Annotated in this window: 23 protein-coding genes; 5 read left to right on the top strand and 18 right to left on the bottom strand. The window is 42.6% G+C overall.

The window, feature by feature from the left end:
• Positions 1–101 precede the first annotated feature (101 nt).
• From cls to ACXAD1_RS03640, 3 genes are all read right to left on the bottom strand, one after another.
• Positions 102–1,613 (bottom strand): cardiolipin synthase, encoded by a 1,512-nt coding sequence (gene cls, locus ACXAD1_RS03650; protein WP_206842045.1) that lies wholly within the window; start codon positions 1,611–1,613, stop codon positions 102–104.
• A gap of 163 nt (positions 1,614–1,776) precedes the next feature.
• Positions 1,777–1,950: a hypothetical protein gene (locus ACXAD1_RS03645; protein ID WP_370221591.1), complete on the bottom strand. Its 174-nt coding sequence runs from the start codon at positions 1,948–1,950 to the stop codon at positions 1,777–1,779.
• Positions 1,951–2,071: 121 nt separating this feature from the next.
• A complete protein-coding gene (locus tag ACXAD1_RS03640) occupies positions 2,072–2,215 on the bottom strand; it encodes a hypothetical protein (RefSeq protein WP_206842018.1) in 144 nt (47 codons plus the stop codon).
• 134 nt (positions 2,216–2,349) lie between these two features.
• Between ACXAD1_RS03640 and ACXAD1_RS03635 the strand changes: the two genes are divergently transcribed.
• Positions 2,350–2,847, top strand: coding sequence for an N-acetyltransferase family protein (locus ACXAD1_RS03635; protein ID WP_474909498.1), 498 nt, complete (start codon positions 2,350–2,352; stop codon positions 2,845–2,847).
• A gap of 40 nt (positions 2,848–2,887) precedes the next feature.
• On the opposite strand, the gene ACXAD1_RS03630 is transcribed toward ACXAD1_RS03635, so the two are convergent.
• From ACXAD1_RS03630 to ACXAD1_RS03615, 4 genes are all read right to left on the bottom strand, one after another.
• Complete coding sequence (locus ACXAD1_RS03630) at positions 2,888–3,214, bottom strand: SCP2 sterol-binding domain-containing protein (RefSeq protein ID WP_206842013.1); 327 nt, start codon at positions 3,212–3,214, stop codon at positions 2,888–2,890.
• A 142-nt stretch (positions 3,215–3,356) separates the two neighbouring features.
• A complete protein-coding gene (gene ggt, locus ACXAD1_RS03625) occupies positions 3,357–5,138 on the bottom strand; it encodes a gamma-glutamyltransferase (RefSeq protein ID WP_474909497.1) in 1,782 nt (593 codons plus the stop codon).
• A 160-nt stretch (positions 5,139–5,298) separates the two neighbouring features.
• Positions 5,299–5,904 (bottom strand): zinc dependent phospholipase C family protein, encoded by a 606-nt coding sequence (locus ACXAD1_RS03620; RefSeq protein ID WP_206842006.1) that lies wholly within the window; start codon positions 5,902–5,904, stop codon positions 5,299–5,301.
• Between the two features lie 15 nt (positions 5,905–5,919).
• Positions 5,920–6,432 carry an acyl-CoA thioesterase gene (locus tag ACXAD1_RS03615; protein ID WP_206842002.1) on the bottom strand — a complete coding sequence of 171 codons (513 nt, stop codon included), beginning with the start codon at positions 6,430–6,432 and terminating at the stop codon, positions 5,920–5,922.
• Positions 6,433–6,577: 145 nt separating this feature from the next.
• On the opposite strand from ACXAD1_RS03615, the gene ACXAD1_RS03610 reads away from it, so the two are divergent.
• Positions 6,578–7,150: a TetR/AcrR family transcriptional regulator gene (locus tag ACXAD1_RS03610; protein WP_206841998.1), complete on the top strand. Its 573-nt coding sequence runs from the start codon at positions 6,578–6,580 to the stop codon at positions 7,148–7,150.
• A gap of 76 nt (positions 7,151–7,226) precedes the next feature.
• Positions 7,227–8,177, top strand: coding sequence for an SDR family NAD(P)-dependent oxidoreductase (locus ACXAD1_RS03605; RefSeq protein WP_370221598.1), 951 nt, complete (start codon positions 7,227–7,229; stop codon positions 8,175–8,177).
• 10 nt (positions 8,178–8,187) lie between these two features.
• Here the strand turns inward: ACXAD1_RS03605 and ACXAD1_RS03600 are convergent, their stop codons facing one another.
• A complete protein-coding gene (locus ACXAD1_RS03600) occupies positions 8,188–9,126 on the bottom strand; it encodes a magnesium transporter CorA family protein (protein WP_370221599.1) in 939 nt (312 codons plus the stop codon).
• A 201-nt stretch (positions 9,127–9,327) separates the two neighbouring features.
• Between ACXAD1_RS03600 and ACXAD1_RS03595 the strand changes: the two genes are divergently transcribed.
• Both ACXAD1_RS03595 and ACXAD1_RS03590 read left to right on the top strand, forming a co-directional pair.
• Entirely contained in the window at positions 9,328–9,591 is a 264-nt protein-coding gene (locus ACXAD1_RS03595) for a hypothetical protein (RefSeq protein WP_243507471.1), read from the top strand.
• Positions 9,592–9,649: 58 nt separating this feature from the next.
• Positions 9,650–10,324 (top strand): hypothetical protein, encoded by a 675-nt coding sequence (locus ACXAD1_RS03590; RefSeq protein ID WP_370221600.1) that lies wholly within the window; start codon positions 9,650–9,652, stop codon positions 10,322–10,324.
• 34 nt (positions 10,325–10,358) lie between these two features.
• Here the strand turns inward: ACXAD1_RS03590 and ACXAD1_RS03585 are convergent, their stop codons facing one another.
• The 10 genes from ACXAD1_RS03585 to liaF form a co-directional block, all read right to left on the bottom strand.
• Positions 10,359–11,684 carry a polysaccharide biosynthesis protein gene (locus ACXAD1_RS03585; RefSeq protein WP_206841985.1) on the bottom strand — a complete coding sequence of 442 codons (1,326 nt, stop codon included), beginning with the start codon at positions 11,682–11,684 and terminating at the stop codon, positions 10,359–10,361.
• Between the two features lie 134 nt (positions 11,685–11,818).
• Complete coding sequence (locus tag ACXAD1_RS03580; RefSeq protein WP_206841980.1) at positions 11,819–13,186, bottom strand: YjiH family protein; 1,368 nt, start codon at positions 13,184–13,186, stop codon at positions 11,819–11,821.
• A gap of 12 nt (positions 13,187–13,198) precedes the next feature.
• The gene (locus ACXAD1_RS03575) at positions 13,199–14,518 is read right to left on the bottom strand and encodes an aspartate aminotransferase family protein (RefSeq protein WP_206841965.1); all 1,320 of its coding nucleotides are present in this window, start codon (positions 14,516–14,518) and stop codon (positions 13,199–13,201) included.
• Between the two features lie 85 nt (positions 14,519–14,603).
• Positions 14,604–15,980: a sigma-54 interaction domain-containing protein gene (locus tag ACXAD1_RS03570; RefSeq protein ID WP_474909496.1), complete on the bottom strand. Its 1,377-nt coding sequence runs from the start codon at positions 15,978–15,980 to the stop codon at positions 14,604–14,606.
• 228 nt (positions 15,981–16,208) lie between these two features.
• Entirely contained in the window at positions 16,209–18,089 is a 1,881-nt protein-coding gene (gene abc-f / locus ACXAD1_RS03565) for a ribosomal protection-like ABC-F family protein (RefSeq protein WP_474909495.1), read from the bottom strand.
• Between the two features lie 329 nt (positions 18,090–18,418).
• Positions 18,419–18,553 carry an RAxF-45 family protein gene (locus ACXAD1_RS03560; RefSeq protein ID WP_264740266.1) on the bottom strand — a complete coding sequence of 45 codons (135 nt, stop codon included), beginning with the start codon at positions 18,551–18,553 and terminating at the stop codon, positions 18,419–18,421.
• 174 nt (positions 18,554–18,727) lie between these two features.
• A complete protein-coding gene (locus ACXAD1_RS03555; RefSeq protein ID WP_206841945.1) occupies positions 18,728–19,678 on the bottom strand; it encodes a cation diffusion facilitator family transporter in 951 nt (316 codons plus the stop codon).
• Between the two features lie 137 nt (positions 19,679–19,815).
• A complete protein-coding gene (locus tag ACXAD1_RS03550) occupies positions 19,816–20,448 on the bottom strand; it encodes a response regulator transcription factor (protein WP_206841942.1) in 633 nt (210 codons plus the stop codon).
• A 45-nt stretch (positions 20,449–20,493) separates the two neighbouring features.
• Positions 20,494–21,510 carry a sensor histidine kinase gene (locus tag ACXAD1_RS03545; RefSeq protein ID WP_474909494.1) on the bottom strand — a complete coding sequence of 339 codons (1,017 nt, stop codon included), beginning with the start codon at positions 21,508–21,510 and terminating at the stop codon, positions 20,494–20,496.
• On the bottom strand, positions 21,507–22,241 hold the full coding sequence (liaF, locus tag ACXAD1_RS03540) for a cell wall-active antibiotics response protein LiaF (RefSeq protein WP_474909493.1): 735 nt from the start codon (positions 22,239–22,241) through the stop codon (positions 21,507–21,509). The genes ACXAD1_RS03545 and liaF overlap by 4 nt, the downstream gene beginning before the upstream one ends.
• Positions 22,242–22,367: the final 126 nt, after the last annotated feature.

Here is a 22,367-nt window from a genome sequence, read left to right as displayed (position 1 = left end):
GTCTATTTGCAAGTCCCCCTCATCTATTTGCAGATTATAGAATTTTACTTGCCAAGCAGTTGATCCACACAAAAAAAAGCGCCACAGCCATGGCACTTTCTTTATAATACCCCGGAAAACAGCCGGGCGAAGGATTCCTTCGATCTTTCCGCCAGTCCGCGTTTATAATACTGGACCGGGCTTATCTTTTCACTTTCTTCCATATCTTCTTCATAGTGGGCGGCAAGATCACGGATTGAGCTTGTACCGTATAGAAAGACGTTTACTTCAAAGTTCAAGTGGAAGCTGCGCATATCCATGTTTGCAGTTCCTATTGAGGCGAGGATTCCGTCAACGATAATGATCTTCTGATGCAAGAAGCCTCTTTTATAGGAATAAATTTCGACACCATATCGAAGCAGTTCCGCAAAATAAGACCGGCTTGCGTATTGTGTCAGGAAGCTGTCATTGATCTCAGGGACCAGGATGCGAACTTCCACTCCTTTAGCGGCAGCCACCCTCAATGCGGTGCGAATGGATTCATCGGGAACAAAATATGGTGTGGCAATCCAGATGGATCTGGTGGCGCAGGATATCATTGAATAATAAAGATCACTCATAATTCCCTGCTGTGTGTCGGGACCGCTGGCCACCACCTGCACCGCACCATCGAGCACATCATCATCAATTGGATACTTTACATCTCTGTATTCCTCCAGCACATCCTCCTTGCTGACATATTCCCAGTCCAAGAGAAATACTGTATGCAGTGTGTACACAGCCTCCCCCTTCAGGAGCATGTGAGTATCCCGCCAGAAGCCGATTTTTTCATTTTCGCCCAGGTATTCAACGCCCACATTCAGTCCGCCCACAAAGCCGACTTTCCCATCTATTACAACAATCTTGCGATGGTTTCGGAAGTTGAATTTCTGATTAAAAAAACCGTATTTAAGCGGAGAAAATGGCCTTACCTTAATGCCTGCATCCTCCATCGACTGCAAGTCCTCCAGTGTAATCCCCATGCTGCCTGCCGCATCAAAAATAAACAGCACTTCTACACCCTGCCTGGCTTTATCCATCAAGATATTGATGATTTCCTTGCCAAGCCTGTCAGACCGAAAAATATAATATTCCATATGGATAAACTCTTCTGCTTCACGCAGCTTATTCTTAATTTCATTAAATGTCTCCTCGCCATTTTTAAGGATCTTCGCCCTTGAATTGGTGCTTAGCGGGGTCAATGCCACATTATTGGCGAATTTTGCAAAGCAGTGCTGGCTATCCTGCAGGAATGATATATCTGGCGTGTCTTCTCTTTTCATCAGCCTTTTCCATTCATCCCTGTCCCTGCTTCTTTTGCTTTTAAACAAGTAGCCTTTCAAATAAAGCTGGCCGGAAAACAAATAAAACAGATAGCCCGCTACCGGAAAAAACACCAGCACATACATCCACAGTAAGGTCTGGTTAGGGCTGCGATTCTCAAGCATCAAGGAATAGGCGCTGATGAATATAACGGCTGAATAAAGCAGGACAGCACCGATTTTAATTGGCGAGCCGGCATCCGTGAAACATATCGTATACACTGATGCAATCAGGATAAAAACAAATAAGGATTCCACTCTTCTTTTTTTCATAGCCCACTTCTCCAAATCTAAAAAGGTTACAATATTTATGTTTCCTTATACCCTTTTTGATGCCCTATAGAAACCCGGCAACATTAGCTTTTCCCATTTTCAGGAGAAGAAAGCATGTTCCGGGAAAAAAGAAGAGCCTTGCTGATAACGCAAAACTCCATGGCTATTGTCCGCCTCCTGTATAATGATTATCACCCATCGTATAATTCGTGCTTTCCCCCGGTTTTTCACTTGAGCTGATTCCTTTTTGCATCGTATTGTTTATCTTTTTCCTTCTTCGGTCGATCCAATAAGCGAAAGCCAGAGTCGCGACAATTAAACCAAACAGCACTCCCATTCTGCATCCCCCTTTTTTATATGTATATTCAACTAGAGTAATTCATTGCTTAGTATTCGGGTCGGGAGTCTTTCTTCCTTTATAAAAGGAGAGCTATTCTTCATAGCTCTCTCTCTTAAAGTTACTTCCTCATATTCTCCTGATCCTTCAAACGGTTTTGCTGATCCGGCTTACGCTCCTGATCTTTTAATGACTGCGCTTGTTTCTGACCGGTGTTTTGCCCTTTTACAATATCTTTTAAGTCCTTGCTGTTTTCATGAGACATTCCAATCCCTCCTGTACCTTTTTTATCCTGTTCCCTTATAAAGGCAGAAAAAAACTAATTTCAGAAAAATGTTAAAGGAGTTTTTCCTGTTAACGAGAATCTAAGGGTTAGGAAAAAATAAAGGAGTGTCGAGGATGGAAATTAGGCTTCTGCGCACGGTTGATGCTGAAATATACAAAGAGATAAGATTGGAAGGATTAAAAAAGAATCCGGAAGCATTTGGTTCAAGCTATGAGGAGGAAGCCGGGAGGCCCCCTGAAGTGTACGGAGAAAGATTTAAGGGTGATAACTCCTTTCACTTCGGAGCATTTGAAAAAGGAAAACTTATAGGTGTAGTCAGTTTAGTACGAGAAACCGGATTGAAAGTGAATCATCGATCCAATATTTATGCAATGTATGTTACAGAGTCCTCGCGTCAGAATGGTGTCGGCAGGAGACTGGTCGGCAAGGCTGTGGAAAAGGCCCGCTCCTGGGACGGGGTCGAACAAATCCACCTTGCTGTAATGTCTGAAAATATTCCAGCTAAAAAACTTTATGCTTCTTTCGGCTTTGAGGTTTACGGCAAGGAGAGGCATGCACTGAAGATTGATGGAAAGTACTATGATGAAGACATGATGGCATTATTTTTATAATAAAATAAGGCAGCTTCCTGTTTGAAGGGCTGCCTTATTATCATTGATATTTTTTTACAATTTCCTGCAGCTTCAGGGCTAGCCCCATTTTCCCGTCCACTTTCAGGCTGCCTGTCATAAATGCCATTGTCGTATTGAGATCATCTTTTAATAACTTAGAAAAGTTTTTGTCTGACAGTTTCAGTGTCACTTCAGGCTCATGAGGAGCCCCCTCTTCCACTATGACTTTTCCCTCCTTTAATAAAATCTGAATGGGACCGCTTTCCTCAAGGTCCACTTGAAATACCCTATTTTTTTCATCCTTGATATGTACGGGATCAGCGTTCATTTTATCTGCCAGCTGGTATAATTCATCTTTGACTGCCATGGCATGTTCCTCCTTCTTTTATGAATACCTTCATAAATTATATTTCAACAGATAAACATAAATTCCTGCCGAAAAATGAACCCCTATTCATTTCACATCCAAAGAATAGCACCTTATTGATAAGGCGCTATTCTCACAAATCTTATTTGCTTTTCCCTTTTCCTTTCAAATCAACACCAATGGCAGCACCATTGCGGCTTGAATCTGCCACACCTTTGAAAGTTCCTTTATCACGGTCGATCAAAATACTTTGGACGTTTCCAATCGTGGTCGGACTCGGACCGAAGCTATGCCCCATCCCTTTTAGCCTATTAATAACCTCTGAAGGAATGCCCTCTTCATAGCGGTAGGAATTCAGGCTATTTGTATAGATTCGTGGTTCTTCTACTGCAGCTTTTAGCTCCATGTCATATTCTATGGCGTAAAGAATCGTCTGCAGGACGGATGTTATAATCGTTGGGCCGCCTGGTGAACCGACTGTCAGTACAGGCTCGTCATCTTCAAAGACAATCGTCGGTGTCATCGAGCTTAAAGGCCGCTTGTTAGGCTGGACTTCATTTGCCCCGCCTGGTACGGCATCAAAATCTGTCAGCTCATTATTCAGCATCAGCCCGTAGCCTGGAACCATGATTCCTGTTCCGAATACCTGTTCAATCGTTGTCGTATAAGAGACAACATTACCCCATCTGTCCGTTACAGAAAAATGGGTAGTCTCGCCGTATTGGCGGTCATTCGGCTGTTCAGTTCTTTCATAATCTGCTTCACTCTCTTCATATTTCCATGGATCGCCTGCTTCTGGATTTTTGTTGACTTTATCCAGACTGATGAGTTCCTGGCGCTCTTTAATGTAATCCGGGTGAAGGAGCCCATTGACCGGGACATTTACAAACTCTGGATCCCCTGCATAAACGGCGCGGTCTGCATAAGCAAGATGCATCGTCTCAGCAAGCAGATGATATTTTTCCCAGGATTTTAAATCATATTGAGAAAGATTAAAGTCATCCAAAACCTTCAGCATCTGCAGCAAAAACAATCCGCCAGAGCTTGGAGGCGGCATGCTAGCAATTTCATATCCCTGGTAATCTCCCCAAATAGGCTCGTCAATAGTTACTTCATATCCTGCAAGGTCCTCAGGTGTCATCGATCCGCCAAAATCCTGCACCACACCAGCAAGAGCGTCTGCAATTTCCCCATTATAAAAAGCGTCTGTTCCGCCAGCACGTATCATCTTCAGGGTTTTTGCAAGATCCTTCTGTACCAGACGGTCCCCTTCTCCAAGAGGTTCACCCTTAGGCAAAAACACTTTGCCGGCAGCCGTTCTGCCAAGCTTATCCTGATTATCGGCAATCGCATCGGCTAATACAGAATCAATCGGGAAGCCTTTATCTGCCAGCTTAATCGCAGGACCGATAAGCTGCTGCATAGGGCGTGTTCCCCATTTTTCAAGGGCCGTTTCCAATCCCTTCAATGTGCCGGGCACACCGACAGCCGTACCGCCAGTTGAACGCTCCGCAAATGGAATCGGCTTTCCGCTTTCATCCAGGAACATATCTGGTGAGGCACCGGCTGGGGCACGTTCACGGCTGTTAATGATGCTGGTTTCTTTCGTTTTGCCATCATAGACCATCATGAAACCCCCGCCGCCAATTCCGGACATCATTGGTTCCACAACATTGAGGGCAAGTTGAACAGCGACAGCCGCATCGATGGCATTACCGCCCTTTTTCAAAACATCTGCACCAATTTTTGACGCAAGCGGATGGGCTGAAGCCACCATTCCATCCTTGCCGACATCAACCTGGCTATAACCGCCATAACCATCATCAGGCTTTGGCTGTTTCGCCTGCCCGGTTAAAGGCATGGTTCCGGCAACTAGTAAAATACTTAAAAGCATTAGAATACTAGCTTTCAAAACTCTTCTCATAATCTTCCTCCTTTTGTTAAGTTCTACACGTCTAACTTAAGAGGAAGGAAAAGGATAATCAAGAAATAAGAGTTAATATTCTGAAAGTTAAATCTATTTTACTAGACACTGGTGTGTAAAAAGGTTCAATTATCCCTGCAGAATAGGAAGATATAAGGAGTCAGTTTTTTACAATTGACAGTTTCTTTAACTCGGCAGCCCCCAGCTCCACGGATGTTTCCACGTAGCCGATGATCTGCTGGAAAGTAAACACTTCAAGGGACTTTTCAGCGTCGTTTTTATCATATTCGAAGTCTTTTAAAATATAAGGGATGAAAGCACTGACTTGATCGGCAGAAACCTCATCTAAATCTGGCACCTTTACATTTTTCATCTCAAATTTAACTTGGCCGTATTGTTCAGACAGCTTTGCGTTACAAAGGCGAAAATCATTATGATAGCGGTTTAAGACTTCCTCATCTTTTTCCATTCTGTTTTTCAGCCAGGGAAGATAGAAGCCTGTCAGCCAGACATGGTCTGCAATTAAGTGGGTGTAATAGCCGAGGATGTAAGGTGAAAGACTTTTGCTCCTGTATTTATCAAGGAAACTCTTATAATCTATACTTCGCGTGTAATCATCCGTATTCCCTTTGTAAAAATGGGAAAGATCTTTGGGAGAAACAGCGTCAGGCGCTATTCCTCCAAGTAAAAATGCTGCTTTGTCCTCTATTTTCATTCTGGAAGCAATTTCATTGTTGATAATGCTATGCATCACTCTGGATCCCATTCTTCTCCCCCTTATTTACCAGGGCAGACCTGTACCGTATTTCTTTGCCCTGGCTTCACTGTCCTTTCTCCGTCTTTTGCGAATTTCGGCACGTTCTTTTGCTGATTCATATAAGCTCTTTTCCTCATCTGTCTCAGGCACAACCGCTGGCACCGGAGTCGGCTTTCCATTCTCGTCAACCGCAACCATTGTCAAAAAGGACATAGCACACACATTTCGGTCGCCTGTCAGCAGGTCTTCTGCAATTACTTTTACGAAGATCTCCATTGATGTCCGGCCTGTGTAGGTAACAAAAGCCTCCAGGCAGACTGAATTGCCTTCATAAACCGGATGAAGAAAGTCAACAGAGTCTGTAGATGCGGTTACGACATTTCTCCTTCCATGCCTCATAGCCGCGATGGCTGCGACATCATCAATATAAGCCATTAGCTTGCCGCCGAATAGTGTTCCATATGTATTCGTGTCTGGCGGAAGCACAATGCTGGTTTTTACCGTAAAAGATTCTCTGCATGTTTTGGTCTCACTCATGTTGTTCCCTCCTGTTTTAGTAAAGCATATCAAAAGCTGATGGCTAATAAAAATAATTTGAATAGACTGTAAAAAAACATTGCCAAAAATATCCTCTTCGTCATATAATCTTATTGACCAGTGTTCAATAATGAAAGGTGATTCCATGAGTCCAAGAAAATCAGCCCATGACGAACTAACAAAAGAAGCAATCATCTCTGTTGCACGTGACCTGTTTGTAAAGGAAGGATATTCAGCAGCATCCATGAGAAAAATTGCTGACACCCTTCAGTGCAGCCATGGTGCCATCTATTATCATTTCAAAAATAAGGCTCAATTATTTTACGAAATGGTTGAAGCCGATTTCCAAAAGCTCGATCAAGTCCTCGACAGTGTGCTGGGAGAATCTGCAGATACCAATGAACAGAAGCTTTTCAGCATTTTTTACCGTTATATCCAATTTGGCCTTACCCATCAAAAACATTATGAGCTGATGTTTTTAATTCGTGATGATAATGTGAAAAGCTATCTAAATGAAGGACCAAATAAAAGCTACATGCATTTTGCGCAAGCGATTAATTCACTTGCACCAAGATCTCTTTCCATAAAGGATATTTGGTCTGTATTTCTAAGCTTGCACGGCTTTGTCACACATTATTGCAGATCGGAAACAACATTTGAAGAAGTGAAGGAACTCGCCTCTTCACATGCACAATTTTTAATAAAAGCAATTTTTTAAAGAAATGACATCGCATTTCTTTAATTTTTCCCTTTTATTGAACGGTGGTCAATTAAATAAAAAGGATGATGAAATAATGATGAAAACAGCTGCAGTTTTAGGAGCAACAGGCGGAATGGGATATGCTTTAACAGAGGCATTATGCCGCAGGAATATTAAAACTATCGCTTTTGCAAGATCTGAAGAAAACCTGCTTAACTTCCAAAAAGACTGGGGGTCAAATGCTGTTATCCATTCAGGCGATGCACTGAATGCAAATGATGTTGAAAAGGCAGTGTCCGAAGCAGATGCTGTTTTTCATGCCATCAATATCCCTTACCCGGACTGGGATCCCGCCCTCTCAATTATCTTAAATAATATCCTGCAGGCGTGCCGTAAACATCATAAGCCTTTTATATATGCTGATAATATATACTCCTATGGCCTTCAATCCAGCCCTGCTGCCGAAGTTTCCCCAAAAAATCCGCACACAAAAAAAGGGATGCTGCGCCAGGCACTAATTGAGACTATTAAAAAATCAGGGGTGCCATACATCATTGCCCACTTCCCTGACTTTTACGGCCCTCATACAGGAAACACTCTCTTACACTATACACTGAGCCAGATTACTGAAAAGAATAAGGGCATGTTTGTCGGCAAAACCAATATACCGAGGGAATTCATTTATATTAAAGATGGAGCGGAAGCTTTAGCCGAACTTGCATTGAATGAAAACTCATACGGTGAAGTCTGGAATATCCCTGGTGCAGGAACCATTACCGGGGAAGAAATAGCCAGCATTGTTTCTCAGCATCTTAGCAGAGGCGTTACCTTCAGACCTGTCCACAAATGGATGATTCGTGCCATCGGTGTTTTTGATCCCATGATGAGGGAATATACAGAATTGATGTATTTGAATGAGAAGCCTGTTATTTTGGACGGCAGTAAATATGAAGCGAGAATTGGCTCTCTCCCTAAAACACCATATGAGGCAGGGATTAAAGTGACACTGGATCATTTACTAAACGAAAGGAATGCCGCATTCTAACGGCATTCCTTTATTTAAAGAATGAATTCTTCTTTTTTCCCCTTAGGATATCACCCATCCAGCCTTTTTTAACAAGCATGATATAGAGGGCTGCGGTAGAAGCGATGATAACGATAATGGAGAACAAATACCCATACTTCCATTCCAGTTCGGGCATAATCTTGAAGTTCATGCCCCATAGCGCTCCCCAGGTTGCAATTGGAGTCATAAGGGTGGTAATGACCGTGAGCGTCTTCACAATTTCGTTTCCCCGGTGCATGGATACCATTTCTTCAAAATTAACCAAATCATCAATTTCCTGCTGATACTCCCGCACCAGCGTATATCCCCTTTCAATTCGCTTGCAGGTTCTTTTAAATTCAGTTCCTTCTATAACCCCTTCACCAAACGCTTCTTCGACTCCCATCCTGATTTCCTTAACAGGAATCATGATATTTTTCCATACAAGGATCTGGTGACGGAGCTCATAAATTTCTTCCAGGCGGTTAATATTGTTTTTCTCTTTTATTTTCCAAAGCAGTTCATTTAACCGTACTTCAAACTTATCAATCTTCTGGATGTTATCACTTAGAACCTCGCCTAAAATCACGAAAAATCCATCAATGGCATTATGGGTATAATCCATTTTTTTCAATAGCAGTGATTCATCGGACTGAATGACAGACGAATCAAAGTTGACGGTGATGAGAAAATCCCTTGTCAGAAAATAGTGGAACAAACTATTTTCATGCTGCTCTTTGATTGTTTGCTGATAAATGAGCGAGCCGCTGAGAAATTCCTTATCACGAACGAAAGTATCTATTTCCATTACATTAGTTTTGTTCTCGGAAGTGTTCCTGGCCCATTCCTGTAATGCCTCTTTATAGTCGCCGGCCACATTAAACTCTATTTCATCCAAATGATCATAACGATACCATTTCCAATGATCTTCATTATATTCTTTTTCCATCCCCATCTTCCTCCTGGAATCCTAATCCTTTTTAATAAATACATAATTCCCCTCTCACGGCCCCAGTAAAACCCTTTAGAAGGAGTAATTATTTCTAGTACTGGAAACAATGTTATTTAAACTATATGTTTGCATTTAATTATGCCGGGTAAATATACACCAAGAAATACAAATTCAATTATTTGAAGGAGGAGCATAATCATGAATTCTCGTCCGTTAAATCCATATCTGTTAGCCGGTGTTGGCATTACAAGTATTTTATTGTTGGCAAGCAAAAACAATCGAAATAAAGTTCAGTCTCTTGCTGTTAAAATGAAAGGCATGCTTCCAGACCGCTTTTTAAATGATACAGTTCCAGAAGAAAAACTTGGCCACCCGGACCCGCATAATATTGAAGATAACAAAATGGTAGATGAAGGTGCCATGTATTCAGTAAATTACTATAACGAAACCGTACAGCAATGACCTAAGGACTGGCTTCCTTAGGTTTTTTACATAATTCTAAATTTTCGGAGGAAATAAGATGGGTGTTCTTTTCATCCTGATTTATTTGGGAATCGTTTTGGCTGTTATCGAAATTCATACCCTTATCTTCACATATACTGGGCTTGATAAGCATATTGCGAGATTTCAGGTGATCAGCATGCTGACAGGAACCGGCTTTACAACCGGGGAATCGGAACTGATTATCGACCATCCGATCCGCAGAAGGTTCGGTGCCTTTTTAATTTTATTTGGTGCCTTCTCATTGGCAGTTATTATTTCTGCAATCAGCAGCATCCTTTCAGATGAATTTTTTACTGCTAAGATCTCGTTCGTTGCCGCCGCCCTAATCATGGTTATTTTTATTTTAAAGATGCCTAAAATGCGGGATTATCTTTCGGGGAAACTGGAGCATGAGCTCGAAGAACATTATGATTTTCGTGATCTCCCGATAAGAGAGGCGCTGCTTACAGATGATACTGATCAAGTATTGGATTATTTCATTGATGAAACATGTGAATTTAAGGAAAAGGAGTTAGGAGATATTATCGAAGAGGATGAGGATATCAATGTGCTGTATATCCAGCGGGGTGACATAAAGATTAGAAAAGAACGGCTAGTGACGGAGCTTCAGGAAGGCGATCATATAATCCTGTACGGAGATGAACATACAATTGAGAGCAAATTCGGGGAAAAAAATGAGGGAAAAAAATAGCATCTGCCCATGGAGGGGAGATGCTTTTTCATTTTCAGTAAAACTGCTTAGCTGGCGATAGATACAGAGTCAGCCCAATTTTCCTGCACACTGTTACATAATGCATCATGGCGAGGAGCACTGCTCCTGTATTCATGCCCATAATGATCCCATCCATCTGCAGGCTATGCATAGAACCAAGCAGGTACATGACTGTAAATGAAACAACCGTGGACCATACTGAATGATAAGCTGCATCTTTCATCAGGCCCAGGCCGATTAAGTAGGCCTGCATCGGGATAATGAAGAAGTGAAGCAAAAAGAATGGCCAAAGCATCTGCAAATACACTGCTGCATCTGTTGAATGAAAAAACACATCGGTCAGCGGCCGTGCGAAAAAGTAAAAAAGTCCAACTGAAGGAATTCCGTATAAAAAGGTGACAAAAAACACCTGCTGAAGAAGCCTCCTCAGTTCATCCAGGTTTTTATCCGCATATTCTTTAGACACAGTTGGAATCAGCATAATTAAAAATGAATGGGCAATGAAGGATGGAAAAAAGCCGATTGTCATGGCCACACCTGCAAGCATACCAAAATGCTCTGTCGCAATTTCTCCCGGCACCCCTGCTTTAAATAGCGCAGCTTTAATCAAAAATGGCTGTACTGCATGGGTCAAGGCATGAAAAACTCGTAAAGCGGTAGTCGGCACAGAAACAGATAGAAGGTTTTGCCGAACACTTTTACCGCTGATAAAACTCGATGGCTCTTTTTTAATGCGCTGATACTGAATAATAAACATATGCAGAAGATATAGGAAAACAACAATCTCACTTCCTACAAAAGTACAAAAAGCAATGAATACTGCGGTATTGGCATCAAATTGAAAGGCCTGGTAAAGAACCACAAGCAAAAGGAGCTGAACGGATTTGCGCAGAAAATTGGAGGCTGCAATTTTCCCCATTTGATGCTTCCCCATGAAAAAGCCTCTGGCAATCGAGGAAAATGACACGATTGGGATAAAGCCGATCACAACCCATCTCAGCAGCGGGTGGTACTCATTAAAGACACTGACGAACGGAATAATAGCCGATGCAGCTGGCACCAAAACGGCTGTAAAGATAATAGTAAGCTTGATGACATGATGGAGCATGCTGAGGTGGTACCTTTTATCTTTTTCTGCAATGAATTTGGAAATAGAGATCGGAAGCTCAAAACTTGCCAGCAGCACAATCAAAAATATGGTCGGCAAAATCGACATGTACATGCCGAGGCCCCTCTCCCCCAGTTCCCGGGCGAGCACCATATTCACCACAAACTCTATACATTCGCTTGCAAAAGCCGCCAGTGCAAGCAATATGACTCCCTTGAAGAATTTACTCATTGCGCCTCTCCTTATATAATGCAGATTCTATATAAGATATGAGACATGCCCCGATAATATATTGCCCTTTTGGAACTTTTAAGAAAATTAATATAACGAAAAGGAGGGCTGGCTATATGCCGCCCTCCTTTCAGCTAAAATACAAAAACATGTGCAATCAGTACAATAACAGGTAGAGTAATAACCGTTCTTTCAATAAAAATAACTAATAAATCCACAAAGCTCAGCGGAATGTTCGAACGCAGGATCAGGATCCCGATTTCAGACATGTATACTAATTGTGTTAATGACAGGCCCGCCACGACAAATCTTGTCAGTTCGCTCTCAATCCCGCTCCCGATAACGGCTGGAAGGAACATATCAGCAAAGCCAACAAGCATGGTCTGTGCTGCTGCTCCTGCTTCCGGCAATTGCATAAACTCCAAAACCGGAATGAGCGGATATGAAATAAACTTAAATGCAGGTGTGTATTCCGCAATGATCAGTGCTGCTGCTCCCAGGCTCATCACAAGCGGAATCAGGCCCATCCAAATATCCAAAACGGTTTCAATGCCATTGGTTAACAGCTTTTTGGGACCTGGAGCATTCCTTGCTTTATCAATTGCCTGCTCCCATCCCCATTTCAATTTCGAAACCCCTTCCGGAATGGTTTCATCAATCTGCTGTCCTACTGGCTCATAATAAGTATCCGGCTTCCGGGATAATGGCGGAATTCTTGGCATAATCAATGCTGCCACTACACAGGCGGCAGAAACGGTTAAATAAAAAGGGATGAATAAATGGCCAAGGCCAACCACATTCGCAACTACAAGGCTGAAAGCAACAGATGCAATCGAAAAGGTTGTCGCAATGACCGCTGCTTCTCTTTTTGTGTAAAAACCTTCATCATATTGCTTCGTTGTTACCAATACACCTACTGTTCCGGCGCCCATCCAGGACGCAAGGCAATCGATGGAGGACCTTCCGGGAAGTGTGAAAAATGGCCTCATAAATTTCTGGACAAGCGCCCCAATGAACTCCATTAATCCAAATTCCACTAAAAGCGGCAGAAGGATGCCGGCAAACAGGAACCACGTAAGTAAAACGGGAGCCAGGTCGTAGAGAACCACTCCGCCTGTATTTCGCGACCAGATAAATTCAGGCCCGACCTCAAACAAAGTCATAATTCCTACTGCGAATCCAAGGATTCTCATGGTTAATCCAAACTTCCCGGTATCAAATAATCCTTTTAAAAACTTATTATCCAGTATAAATGCCGGTTTTGCTGCTTTTGTCAGGATGGAAAGAAAAACGGATATCCCTAAAATAAAAATGATAATGGCAGGCATCTGTTCACTGAACGCATTGCCTAAAAGAGATGCTAATATACCAACACCAATCGTGACATCTCCCTGAAATTTAACTGGAACCAGAAATAGGAGCGATCCAATTAAAGATGGGATGACAAATTTCCAATACTCTCCTGTGACAGCCTGCGGCTTAACCCTTGTCTCAGCTTTCATTCTCATACCTCCTTATGATTTGGAAACAACTGCTTCATGTTCTGTAAGTGCTTCTTCCAATACTTTCAGACCCTGGTCGATTTGCTCTCTTGTCACGATAAGCGGCGGAATCATCCGAATCACTTCCCCTGAATTTCCGCAGAGATAAAAGAGGACTCCCTTATCAAGTGAAGAGTTCAGAATATCCATTACAGCATTTCCATCCGGTTTTCCGGTTTGCGGGTCGATTATTTCAATGCCGATCATCAGCCCCAGACCTCGGACACTGCCAATTGCAGGATGTTCGGCTTGCAAATCGTGTAATTTCTTTAATGCATACTCTCCCATTTGCTTTGCGTTTTCCAAAAGATTTTCCGTTTTTAGGACTTCAAGGGACGCTAATGCTGCAGAGCAGGCAATCGGATTTCCGCCGAAGGTTGTTCCATGGGCACCCAGCGGCCATTTTTCCATCAATTCTTTTGAAGCTGCAGTTGCGCTTAGCGGCAATCCTGCCGCGATTCCTTTTGCAATTGCCATGATATCCGGCACAACATCAAAAGCCTGTGCGGCGAACCACTCTCCAGTACGCCCAAAGCCGGTTTGCACTTCATCAAATATCAGCAGGATTCCATGCCGGTCACAGATTTCCCTGATTTTCTGCATCCATCTCTTCGGAGGAATGATATAGCCTCCTTCCCCGAGAACCGGTTCAATGATCATGCAGGCAACCTCTTCCGGGTCCACCTGATGCTTGAAGAGTGTTTCGGCATCCTTTTCCAGTTTTCTTGGAAAGTACTCCTCAGGATCTTCACCAAAAGGGCAATCCCGCTCATCCGCATATGGAAGTTGATAAGTCAGCCAGGACGGCTGCTGAAACTTGCGGTATTTACTTTTGGATGTGGATACACTTAGCGCCCCCATCGACCTTCCATGGAAACAGCCTGTGAAGGAGACAACATAGGGCCTCCGCGTGACATACTTTGCCAGCTTAATAGCTCCTTCGATTGCTTCAGTCCCGCTATTCGCAAAGAAAAAGCAATCCAGATTTCCCGGCGTAATTTTTCCAAGCTCATCTGCGAGCCTCAAAATCGACTCATAGATGATAACGCCTGACGGGCCGTGCACCAAATGGTCTGCACTGTCTTTAATAGCCTGTACAACCTTTGGATGGCGATGTCCGACATTTTCCACTGCGATGCCTGATGTAAAATCCAAATACTCTTTTCCATCGACACCGTAGTAATAGCAGCCTTCCGCCTTAACCACCGGCAAATTAGGGTGATCCTTTGCCATGCTTGGCGCCAATAAGTTTGAAATGTTCCCGACAAGATGAATCCAATTTTCTCCGTTCATACTTTCCCCTCCTGAATCCTGCATAGATGAAAATGCTATGTTTGCTCTGCTATTCTTTAATGCAATATTCATGCCAAAGTATGTATTAACAATCATATTTTTTTAATTTTCTTACTACTGAAGGCTGACTGATACCCAGGGCACCTGCTATTTCAGTTGTGGTTCGGTAACGATTCCTCGCATTGATTAATACTTTCTTCTCTACATCTTCCAAAATCGCAGGAAGAGATTGTCCCTCATAATCTATAAAACCATCTTTTTTTCCTTGCATATGGTATTCATAAGGCAGGTCCTCTTTTGTAATCATCAGGCTGGTGCTTGTCACGATAAGCCGCTCCATCAGATTTTCAAGTTCTCTTACGTTTCCCTTCCATTCCAGCTGCAGCAAGTGATCGACCAGGGATCTGTCCAGCTGTCTTTCCCGATTATGCCTCTTGGAGATTGAGTGGAGAAAATAATGAATGAGCGCAAATAAATCATCTTTCCTCTCCCTTAAAGGCGGAATCTTCAATGGCACCACGTTCAGCCGGAAGAATAAGTCCTGCCTGAAATCCTTGGATTCAACTGCTTTTTCGAGATCCTTGTTTGTTGCTGCCAGGAGACGAAAATCAGCCTGAACCGGCTTTGTCCCCCCCACTCTATAAAACTGCTTGTCTTGTATGAATTTCAGCAGCTTTGCCTGCAGATGGGCTGAGAGTTCACCAATTTCATCAAGAAATAGCGTGCCTCCTTTTGCCATTTCAGCAAATCCCATTTTGCCTTTATTCTTTGCCCCTGTAAAAGCACCGCCTTCATACCCGAAAAACTCAGCTTCAAAGATGGATTCCGGAATGGCACTGCAGTTCACTTCAATGAACGGACCGTCTTTTCGCGTGCTGTTTTGATGTATCCATTTAGCGAGAGCCGATTTTCCGACACCTGATTCACCCAGGAGCAGGACTGTGACATCTACATCCCGGATTCTTCTGATGGTTTCGGCAATATTTCTCATCGCCAGGCTGTCAGCTATCATGCCATCCATTTTGATGCTCTTATTGCGAAGGAGATCCAGTTCGCTTTTCACCCTGGCCATTTCTTCTTCAACGCTGTTCAGATATTCTTTTATAACAAGAAGCTCCGAAACATCGTAGGAATAACTGACAATATGATCGATTTTTCCAGTTTCATTGAATACTGGAATACCGGTAACCAGGATCTTTTTGCCTGATCCGGCTTTTTGCACCAGAATGACTTTTTTCTTTTTCTTTAATACTTCTGGAGTGATCGCAGGCTTGAAAACCCCTTTTTTTTCCAGATCATATACAGATTCGCCAAGGAGAGATTCCGGTTCAACTCCATAATGGCTGCCGCTGCCTTTACTGACTTTTATAATTATTCCGTCTGCATTGGTTACCATAATGTCTTCTTCCATTGAGGATATAACTTCTTTATCATTATTCCAGTCCATGAAAAAGCTGTTCATTAGTCCCTCCGAAAAAATTATTCAATATTGAATAGCGTTTCTTCTTTTGAATGATCTTATTATTAATAGAAAATATCGTAAAATTATTCAGATTTAAATAATTATTCAACTTTGTATATTACTATACAGGAAATAGATGAAAACTGAAAGGTTTATTTAAAATAATTTTATATTAATTCAATATAATGAATAAAAAAGGCTAACCCGTTTGTTAGCCTTCACTCGCTTTTATAAAATAGCATCCAATTTCCCGTATAGCTCTTCCCTCTGCTTTTCAAGTTCTTCTTTTTCTTGATAAGCTATCTGCAGCTTCTCTAAATCCATTTCCTTTTCCAAAACCATTTCTAATTTTATAAGACTAATCTCAATTTGTTCAATTGCGTACTCTAATTCCTCTGGTGCCAGCCCTTTATTATTTTTTTTCGGAAAAACAGCCTCTATCTTTGCCTTTTTAACTGCAGGCACTGCAATCTCCTCTTTCCGCTTCTCCTCCATTTTCTTTCTGGCCCAATCATAATTCCCTTCATAATAATGAAGTTCTTTTTGATCAATCCAGTAAATTTTGCTGAATATTCGATTGATAAAATAACGGTCATGAGAGACAGCCAAAATCGTTCCATTGAATTCTTCCAGTGCCTCTTCAAGTACCTCTCTAGATTCGATATCAAGATGATTGGTCGGTTCATCAAGTATAAGAAAGTTAATATCCCTGTGCATGAGCTGGGCCAGGCGCAGCCTCATTCTTTCACCGCCGCTCAATTGCGATACTTTACGAAAAACAGTATGGCCATAAAAGAGGAAACCGGCAAGAATATGGCGTGCCTCTCCCTCTGTTATAGTCAGCCCTTCCCTAAAAGTATCAATTACCGATTGATCATCAGCTCTTGAGAAAACATGCTGTGACAGATAGCCAATTTTAAGGCTGCTTCCTTTCCTGATTTCCCCTGCATCTGGTTCCAGCTCTCCCAGGATCATTTTGACCAAAGTCGATTTTCCTGTTCCATTATCCCCGACAATAGAGGTCCGATCGCGGAATTGGATGTGCATGCTGACGTTTTGGAATAAGTGCTTACTCCCAAAAGACTTGCTTACTTCTTTCATTAAAACCACATCTTTTCCGCTCCGCTCAGATGATTCAAGATCCATATTCATTTTTTTTCGGTTTAATACTGGCCGGTCCAGCTTCTCCATACGCTGGAGAGCTTTTTCCATGCTGCTTGCCCGTTTATGGAGACCCGCGTTAGGCGGGGTGCATTGATTGGCCCATTCTCTTAACCTCTTGATGGCTTCCTTCATCTTCTTGATTTTTTTCTGCTGTTCTTCATATTGCTGAAACTCTCTCAGCAGCCTTTCTTCTTTCTCTTTTACAAAGCCTGAATAGTTTGTCTGATAAAGGGTGATTTCTCCATCTTCCAAATCCAGAATCCTGCTGACCGTTTCATCTAAAAAATACCGATCATGTGAAATGAGCACTACTGTCCCTTCATAATTCTTTATAAAATCTGCCAGCCATTCTACTGCCTTAATATCCAGGTGGTTGGTCGGCTCATCCAGCAGAAGCAGATTCGGGGATTTCAGGAGCATGTGGGCGAGGCATACCTTTGTTTTTTCTCCACCGCTTAGACTGCTGAAATCCTTGTTCAGAAGACTGCTGATATTGAGGCCATTTGAGATGCGGTCTATCTGGCTATCCATTTCATAGCCATTGTTCAGTGCAAACTGATCCTGCAGCTCCCCATACTCTCCAATAAGTTTATTTAATTGATCCGGAACCGTTTCATTCGCCATCTCCTGTTCCATTTTCTTCATCGTTTTTTCCATTTCAAGCAAATAAGCAAAAGCTGTTTTTAAAACATCAATTGCCTTCATACTAGCTGGATAATCTGGAATTTGCGCCAGATAGCCAATCTCACAACCCTTTTTCCAATGAATCTTGCCTGTATCCGGGACTTCTGCTCCAGCCAGCAATTTAAACAGAGTCGTTTTTCCGCTTCCATTTCTTCCTGTCAAACCAACCCTGTCCTTCTCATGAATTTCAAAGCATATATTTTCAAACACGATATTTCCGCCGTAAGTTTTTCCGGCTTGCTGTGCGCTGCATGCGATCATAGATAATTCCTCCAAATTTATAAAAATATACATAAAAAAGCCATAGGAAACATTCTCCTATGGCCTAGATAAAATCTGATAAAATGAAGCTTTTACTGGACGATTTACTGCTCACAGTTAGCTATGCGGCTATGCGCCGGCCACTCAGCTGCTGCTGCCAAAATGCATCAGCATTATACTGAGTTCATTTAATCAGACTTATATGAAAGCTTGACGCAACAAGATTCCTTACTCTGGTTGCAAAGCTCACCGCAATTAAACGGGATAAAAAAAGAGAGCTTGAAGAAGCCCCCTTCACCGTTCTTGAAATGCGCGTTAAAGAGATGTTCTCACTGTTTTGTTTTCATATGAAATTTGCTAAAAAAGGACAGACTTGTCCCGTTAACAGCAAAACCATGAAAAATTGCACGGTAAATTGTCAGGAATTCAATCCATTCACCACGTGCCAAAACAGTTCCAATCATCTCTTCTCCACCTCCATTTCAAATAAGTTAGTTTTATTTTAATATTTCTTCAATTCAAAAGCAATGGGTATTATCCTGCATTTTCCAAAAATAATGTGCATTTTATAGGAACTGTTAAGAAAAAATTATACTTACTGAAAAAGGAAGCCTTTGGTTCAGGCTTCCTTTTCATTATTATTTCCACGTCTGAATCTGGTCTGTTTCAAGAATACCAAGAGTTACATCACTAATATCAGGGTCATCAAGCAGCTGATTTCTTACACCAATTTTTATATCATCCGCATCGGCAAGCGTGAGGCCTTCGACCAGCTCAATATACCCCTCCACATGATATCTTCTTCCCTCCTGGATCAGCCGCAGCTGCTTAATATCCACGACTTGAGGATCACCGAGAATAATTTGGGCGATACGGTCTTCAATATCTTTTGGTGCCGCTACTCCAATCAGGCCTAACGTATTTTCAAATCCAATTTTCACAGCGATGCCCACCAGAAGCAGTCCAATTAAAATTGTGCCGACCCCATCCAGGAAGTAAAGTCCTGTAAAATGAGCAATTAAAATCGAAACAAGGGCAAGCAAGGCACCAAATGTCGCAATAATATCTTCATAAAAAACCAGGCGTGTTGGGGGGGATGCAAGCCTGACATTTTTAAAGGCAACAGGAACTATGCCAAATCCTTTGGCTGGAGTCCTGGTTTCATGGCCGATTTCTTTCATCGCTTTTAATAAAATAAATCCATCGACGGCTACGGCAAGAAGCATAACTCCCACATTGAGCCAAAGGTCGGTTGATTCCTTTGGATGCTGAATCAATTCCCAGCCTTTATGTATCGTTTCATAGGCCATGATAGAAATGACAATAACAGCAATTAATACGAACAAGTTGATCACCCGGCCAAATCCTGTAGGGAACCTTTTGGTTGGCGCCTTTTCTGCAAGCGCACTGCCAAAAAACACAAACCCCTGGTTCAGTGCATCTGCAAGAGAATGAAGGGTTGTGGCAAGCATGGCCCCGCTCCCGCTTGCAAAAGCTGCCAGACCTTTGGCAATTGCCAGTGCCGTATTTCCGATTGCCGCCATCCCCGATGATTTATTTCCTTTTTTCAATAAAGCAATCACAGACATCTCATCACCGCCAAATTTTTTTGTTTGGTTTTATTGTTACCCTCATGAGCCAATTCTGAATCATTTTTTTCTGGTTCATCATTCATCATTCAGGCAAAAATAAAAAGAGCTAATCTCACAATTAGCTCTCCAGAACATTATTTAACCAGCGAGTGCTTGAAGGCATAGATGACTGCCTGGGTCCTGTCCTGCACCTGCAGCTTGCTTAATATATTGCTCACATGTGTTTTGACTGTTTTTAAGGCAATGAAAAGTTCGTCGGCGATTTCCTGGTTCGTTTTGCCTTCTGTCATCAAAAGAAGGATTTCCATCTCGCGGCTCGTCAGCTCTTCATGGGGCAGCTGCTGGTTTTTCTGCCTCATTTTCACCATCATTTTACCGGTCACTTCCGGCTCCAGCACTGATTGTCCATGATAGGTTGAGCGGACTGCCTCAGCAATTTCACTTGCTTTAGAGGTTTTCAGCATATAGCTTGTCGCTCCTGCCTCCAATGCCGGATAAACTTTTTCATCATCAAGGAAGCTTGTCACAATGATGATCTTAGCTTCCGGCCATTTCTCAATGATTCTTCTGGTCGCCTCTATGCCGTCCATTTCTTTCATAACGAGATCCATCAAAATGATATCCGGCCTCAATTCGAGTGCCAGATCAATAGCTGTACTCCCGTTATCGGCTTCTCCTATAACCTCAATATCCGGCTGTGCCGTCAAATAGGAAGAAACTCCAATCCGAACCATTTCATGGTCATCCACAAATAAAACTTTAATCATTGGCCTCACCCTCAGTATTTAGTCTTGCCTCGCAGCAGACATTATTTACATAATCGGAACCTTTACTTCAAGACGGGTTCCTTTGTTTCTTACACTGATGATTTTCATGCTTCCGCCAACTTCAGCAGCCCGCTCATGCATGTTCTGCAGGCCGTAGGAGCCGGCCCTCGTTTCCTCTACGTCAAAACCTACTCCATCATCAGCCACCCGGAGTATGGCATAATCATCTCTTTGAATCAGGAGGACTTCAAGATTTTGCGATTTTGAATGGCGGAGTGTATTGGACACAGCTTCCTGAAGAATGCGGAATAGATGGTCTTCCACCCCTTTATCAAGCGGAAAATTCTCTACCTTCCATTCAATCTCCATAGATACTTTTTGAAGCAATTCGACCAGAAGCTCTTCAATTCCTTCCTGGAGGCTTTTCCCCTTAAGGGCCGCTGGACGAAGGTGCAGCAGCAGGGCACGCATTTCCAGCTGTGACTGATGGATCATTTCTTCCACCATTTTCAGCTGTTTTGCCTGCCTGTCTTCCCGATCCTGCTGGGTTTCAGTAATCGCGGACATCATCATGGATGCTGCAAACAGCTGCTGGCTGACAGAGTCGTGAAGCTCGCGTGCAAGCCTGTTCCGTTCCTGGGAAACGATTTCCTGCATCCTGTTCTCGATATCTTCCGCTTTTTCATTTGCCAGCTTTTGAGAAATCTTCGCCTGATCTGCCATATGCTTTTGAATTTTCTCGGCCCTGAATGCTATGGATTGCAATTCTTTACCCGTTTCCTGCACATCCAATTGGCGGCCTTCCTCCACCTGGTGAAGCATAGTGTCCACTGCAAAAAGCTGCCGGCGCCAGTAAATGCCTGACAATAATCCAAAGATCAGGCCAAGAGCCAGGCTTACGCTCGGCACAAATAAGATAAACGGAATATCGAGTATTTCCGTTTCCCACAGATCCCGCCAGCCTGGAATGGGAAACATCGTAAAAAAAGAAGCTGTCAGGACAGCAAGAATAAAGAGGGACATGCCCGCTCCCCAGGCAATCTGCCGCTGAATGATACTCATACGCGCTTCACCTCGATATCCCCGACTGCAAGTGAAGTGAAAATCTTAACGCGCTGTCCTGATTGATCATAGCCGGGAGTTTGAAGCTGAAGGAGCTGGTTAAACATCTTTGATTCTTCGTGCTCGAAGATTCTGGCCTTACCCACAATAGCTGAATGGCTGACACTAACCTCCACGTCGTAGGGCACAAGCACTTGCACATTTCCGATGAAGTTGCGGATGAAAATAACGGTTTCTCCCTTGGGAATAACCGTATAGCTTAAGTCTATGACCGTATCGCCTATGCCGGTCTGTATATTTATATCATTCCATTCGTATACTTGCTCAGGTGTTTTTTGCTGGCCGACAAATATATTGGAAAAAAGAGGATTCTTTTTAATGACTGTTTCTTTCTGGAGATTCACTGCCGGTTCCTTGAACTCCGGCTGAATCCGTTTAGGATCTTTTTTCGACTGCCCAAATTGAATCAGCAGGTGAATCAGAATTGCCAGCAGGAAGAATTTCAGAGTCATCATGCTGAAAATATTGATGAGCAGAAAAATTAGCCCAAGCCAGAAAAGCCATTTTCCGGAGCTCCTAGGCATCCTCTTTCTTCCGATATATACCATTCCAATCGGCACTAGAAGAGAGAATAACACGCCGCTATTAAAAAAGGCTATTTCCACAAAGAGAAAGACAATGCCCAATATGATAATCCAGCTCATATAATCGCTTTTGTTGTTCATGTTCATGAGGCATCCCCCCTTCTGTGTTTTGGAATGATAAGAAAAGCGCAAGCGCTGTTGTCAATAGACTATAAAAGGCGCAGTATCCCTACGCCTTTTTAGAATACCATTTTTTGTTCATAAAATAGAAAG

The sequence above is a fragment of the Cytobacillus sp. ABV4_503 genome (assembly GCF_056158445.1).
Note: the sequence above shows the minus strand (reverse complement) of the source record. Positions and strands in the feature narration are given on the sequence as shown.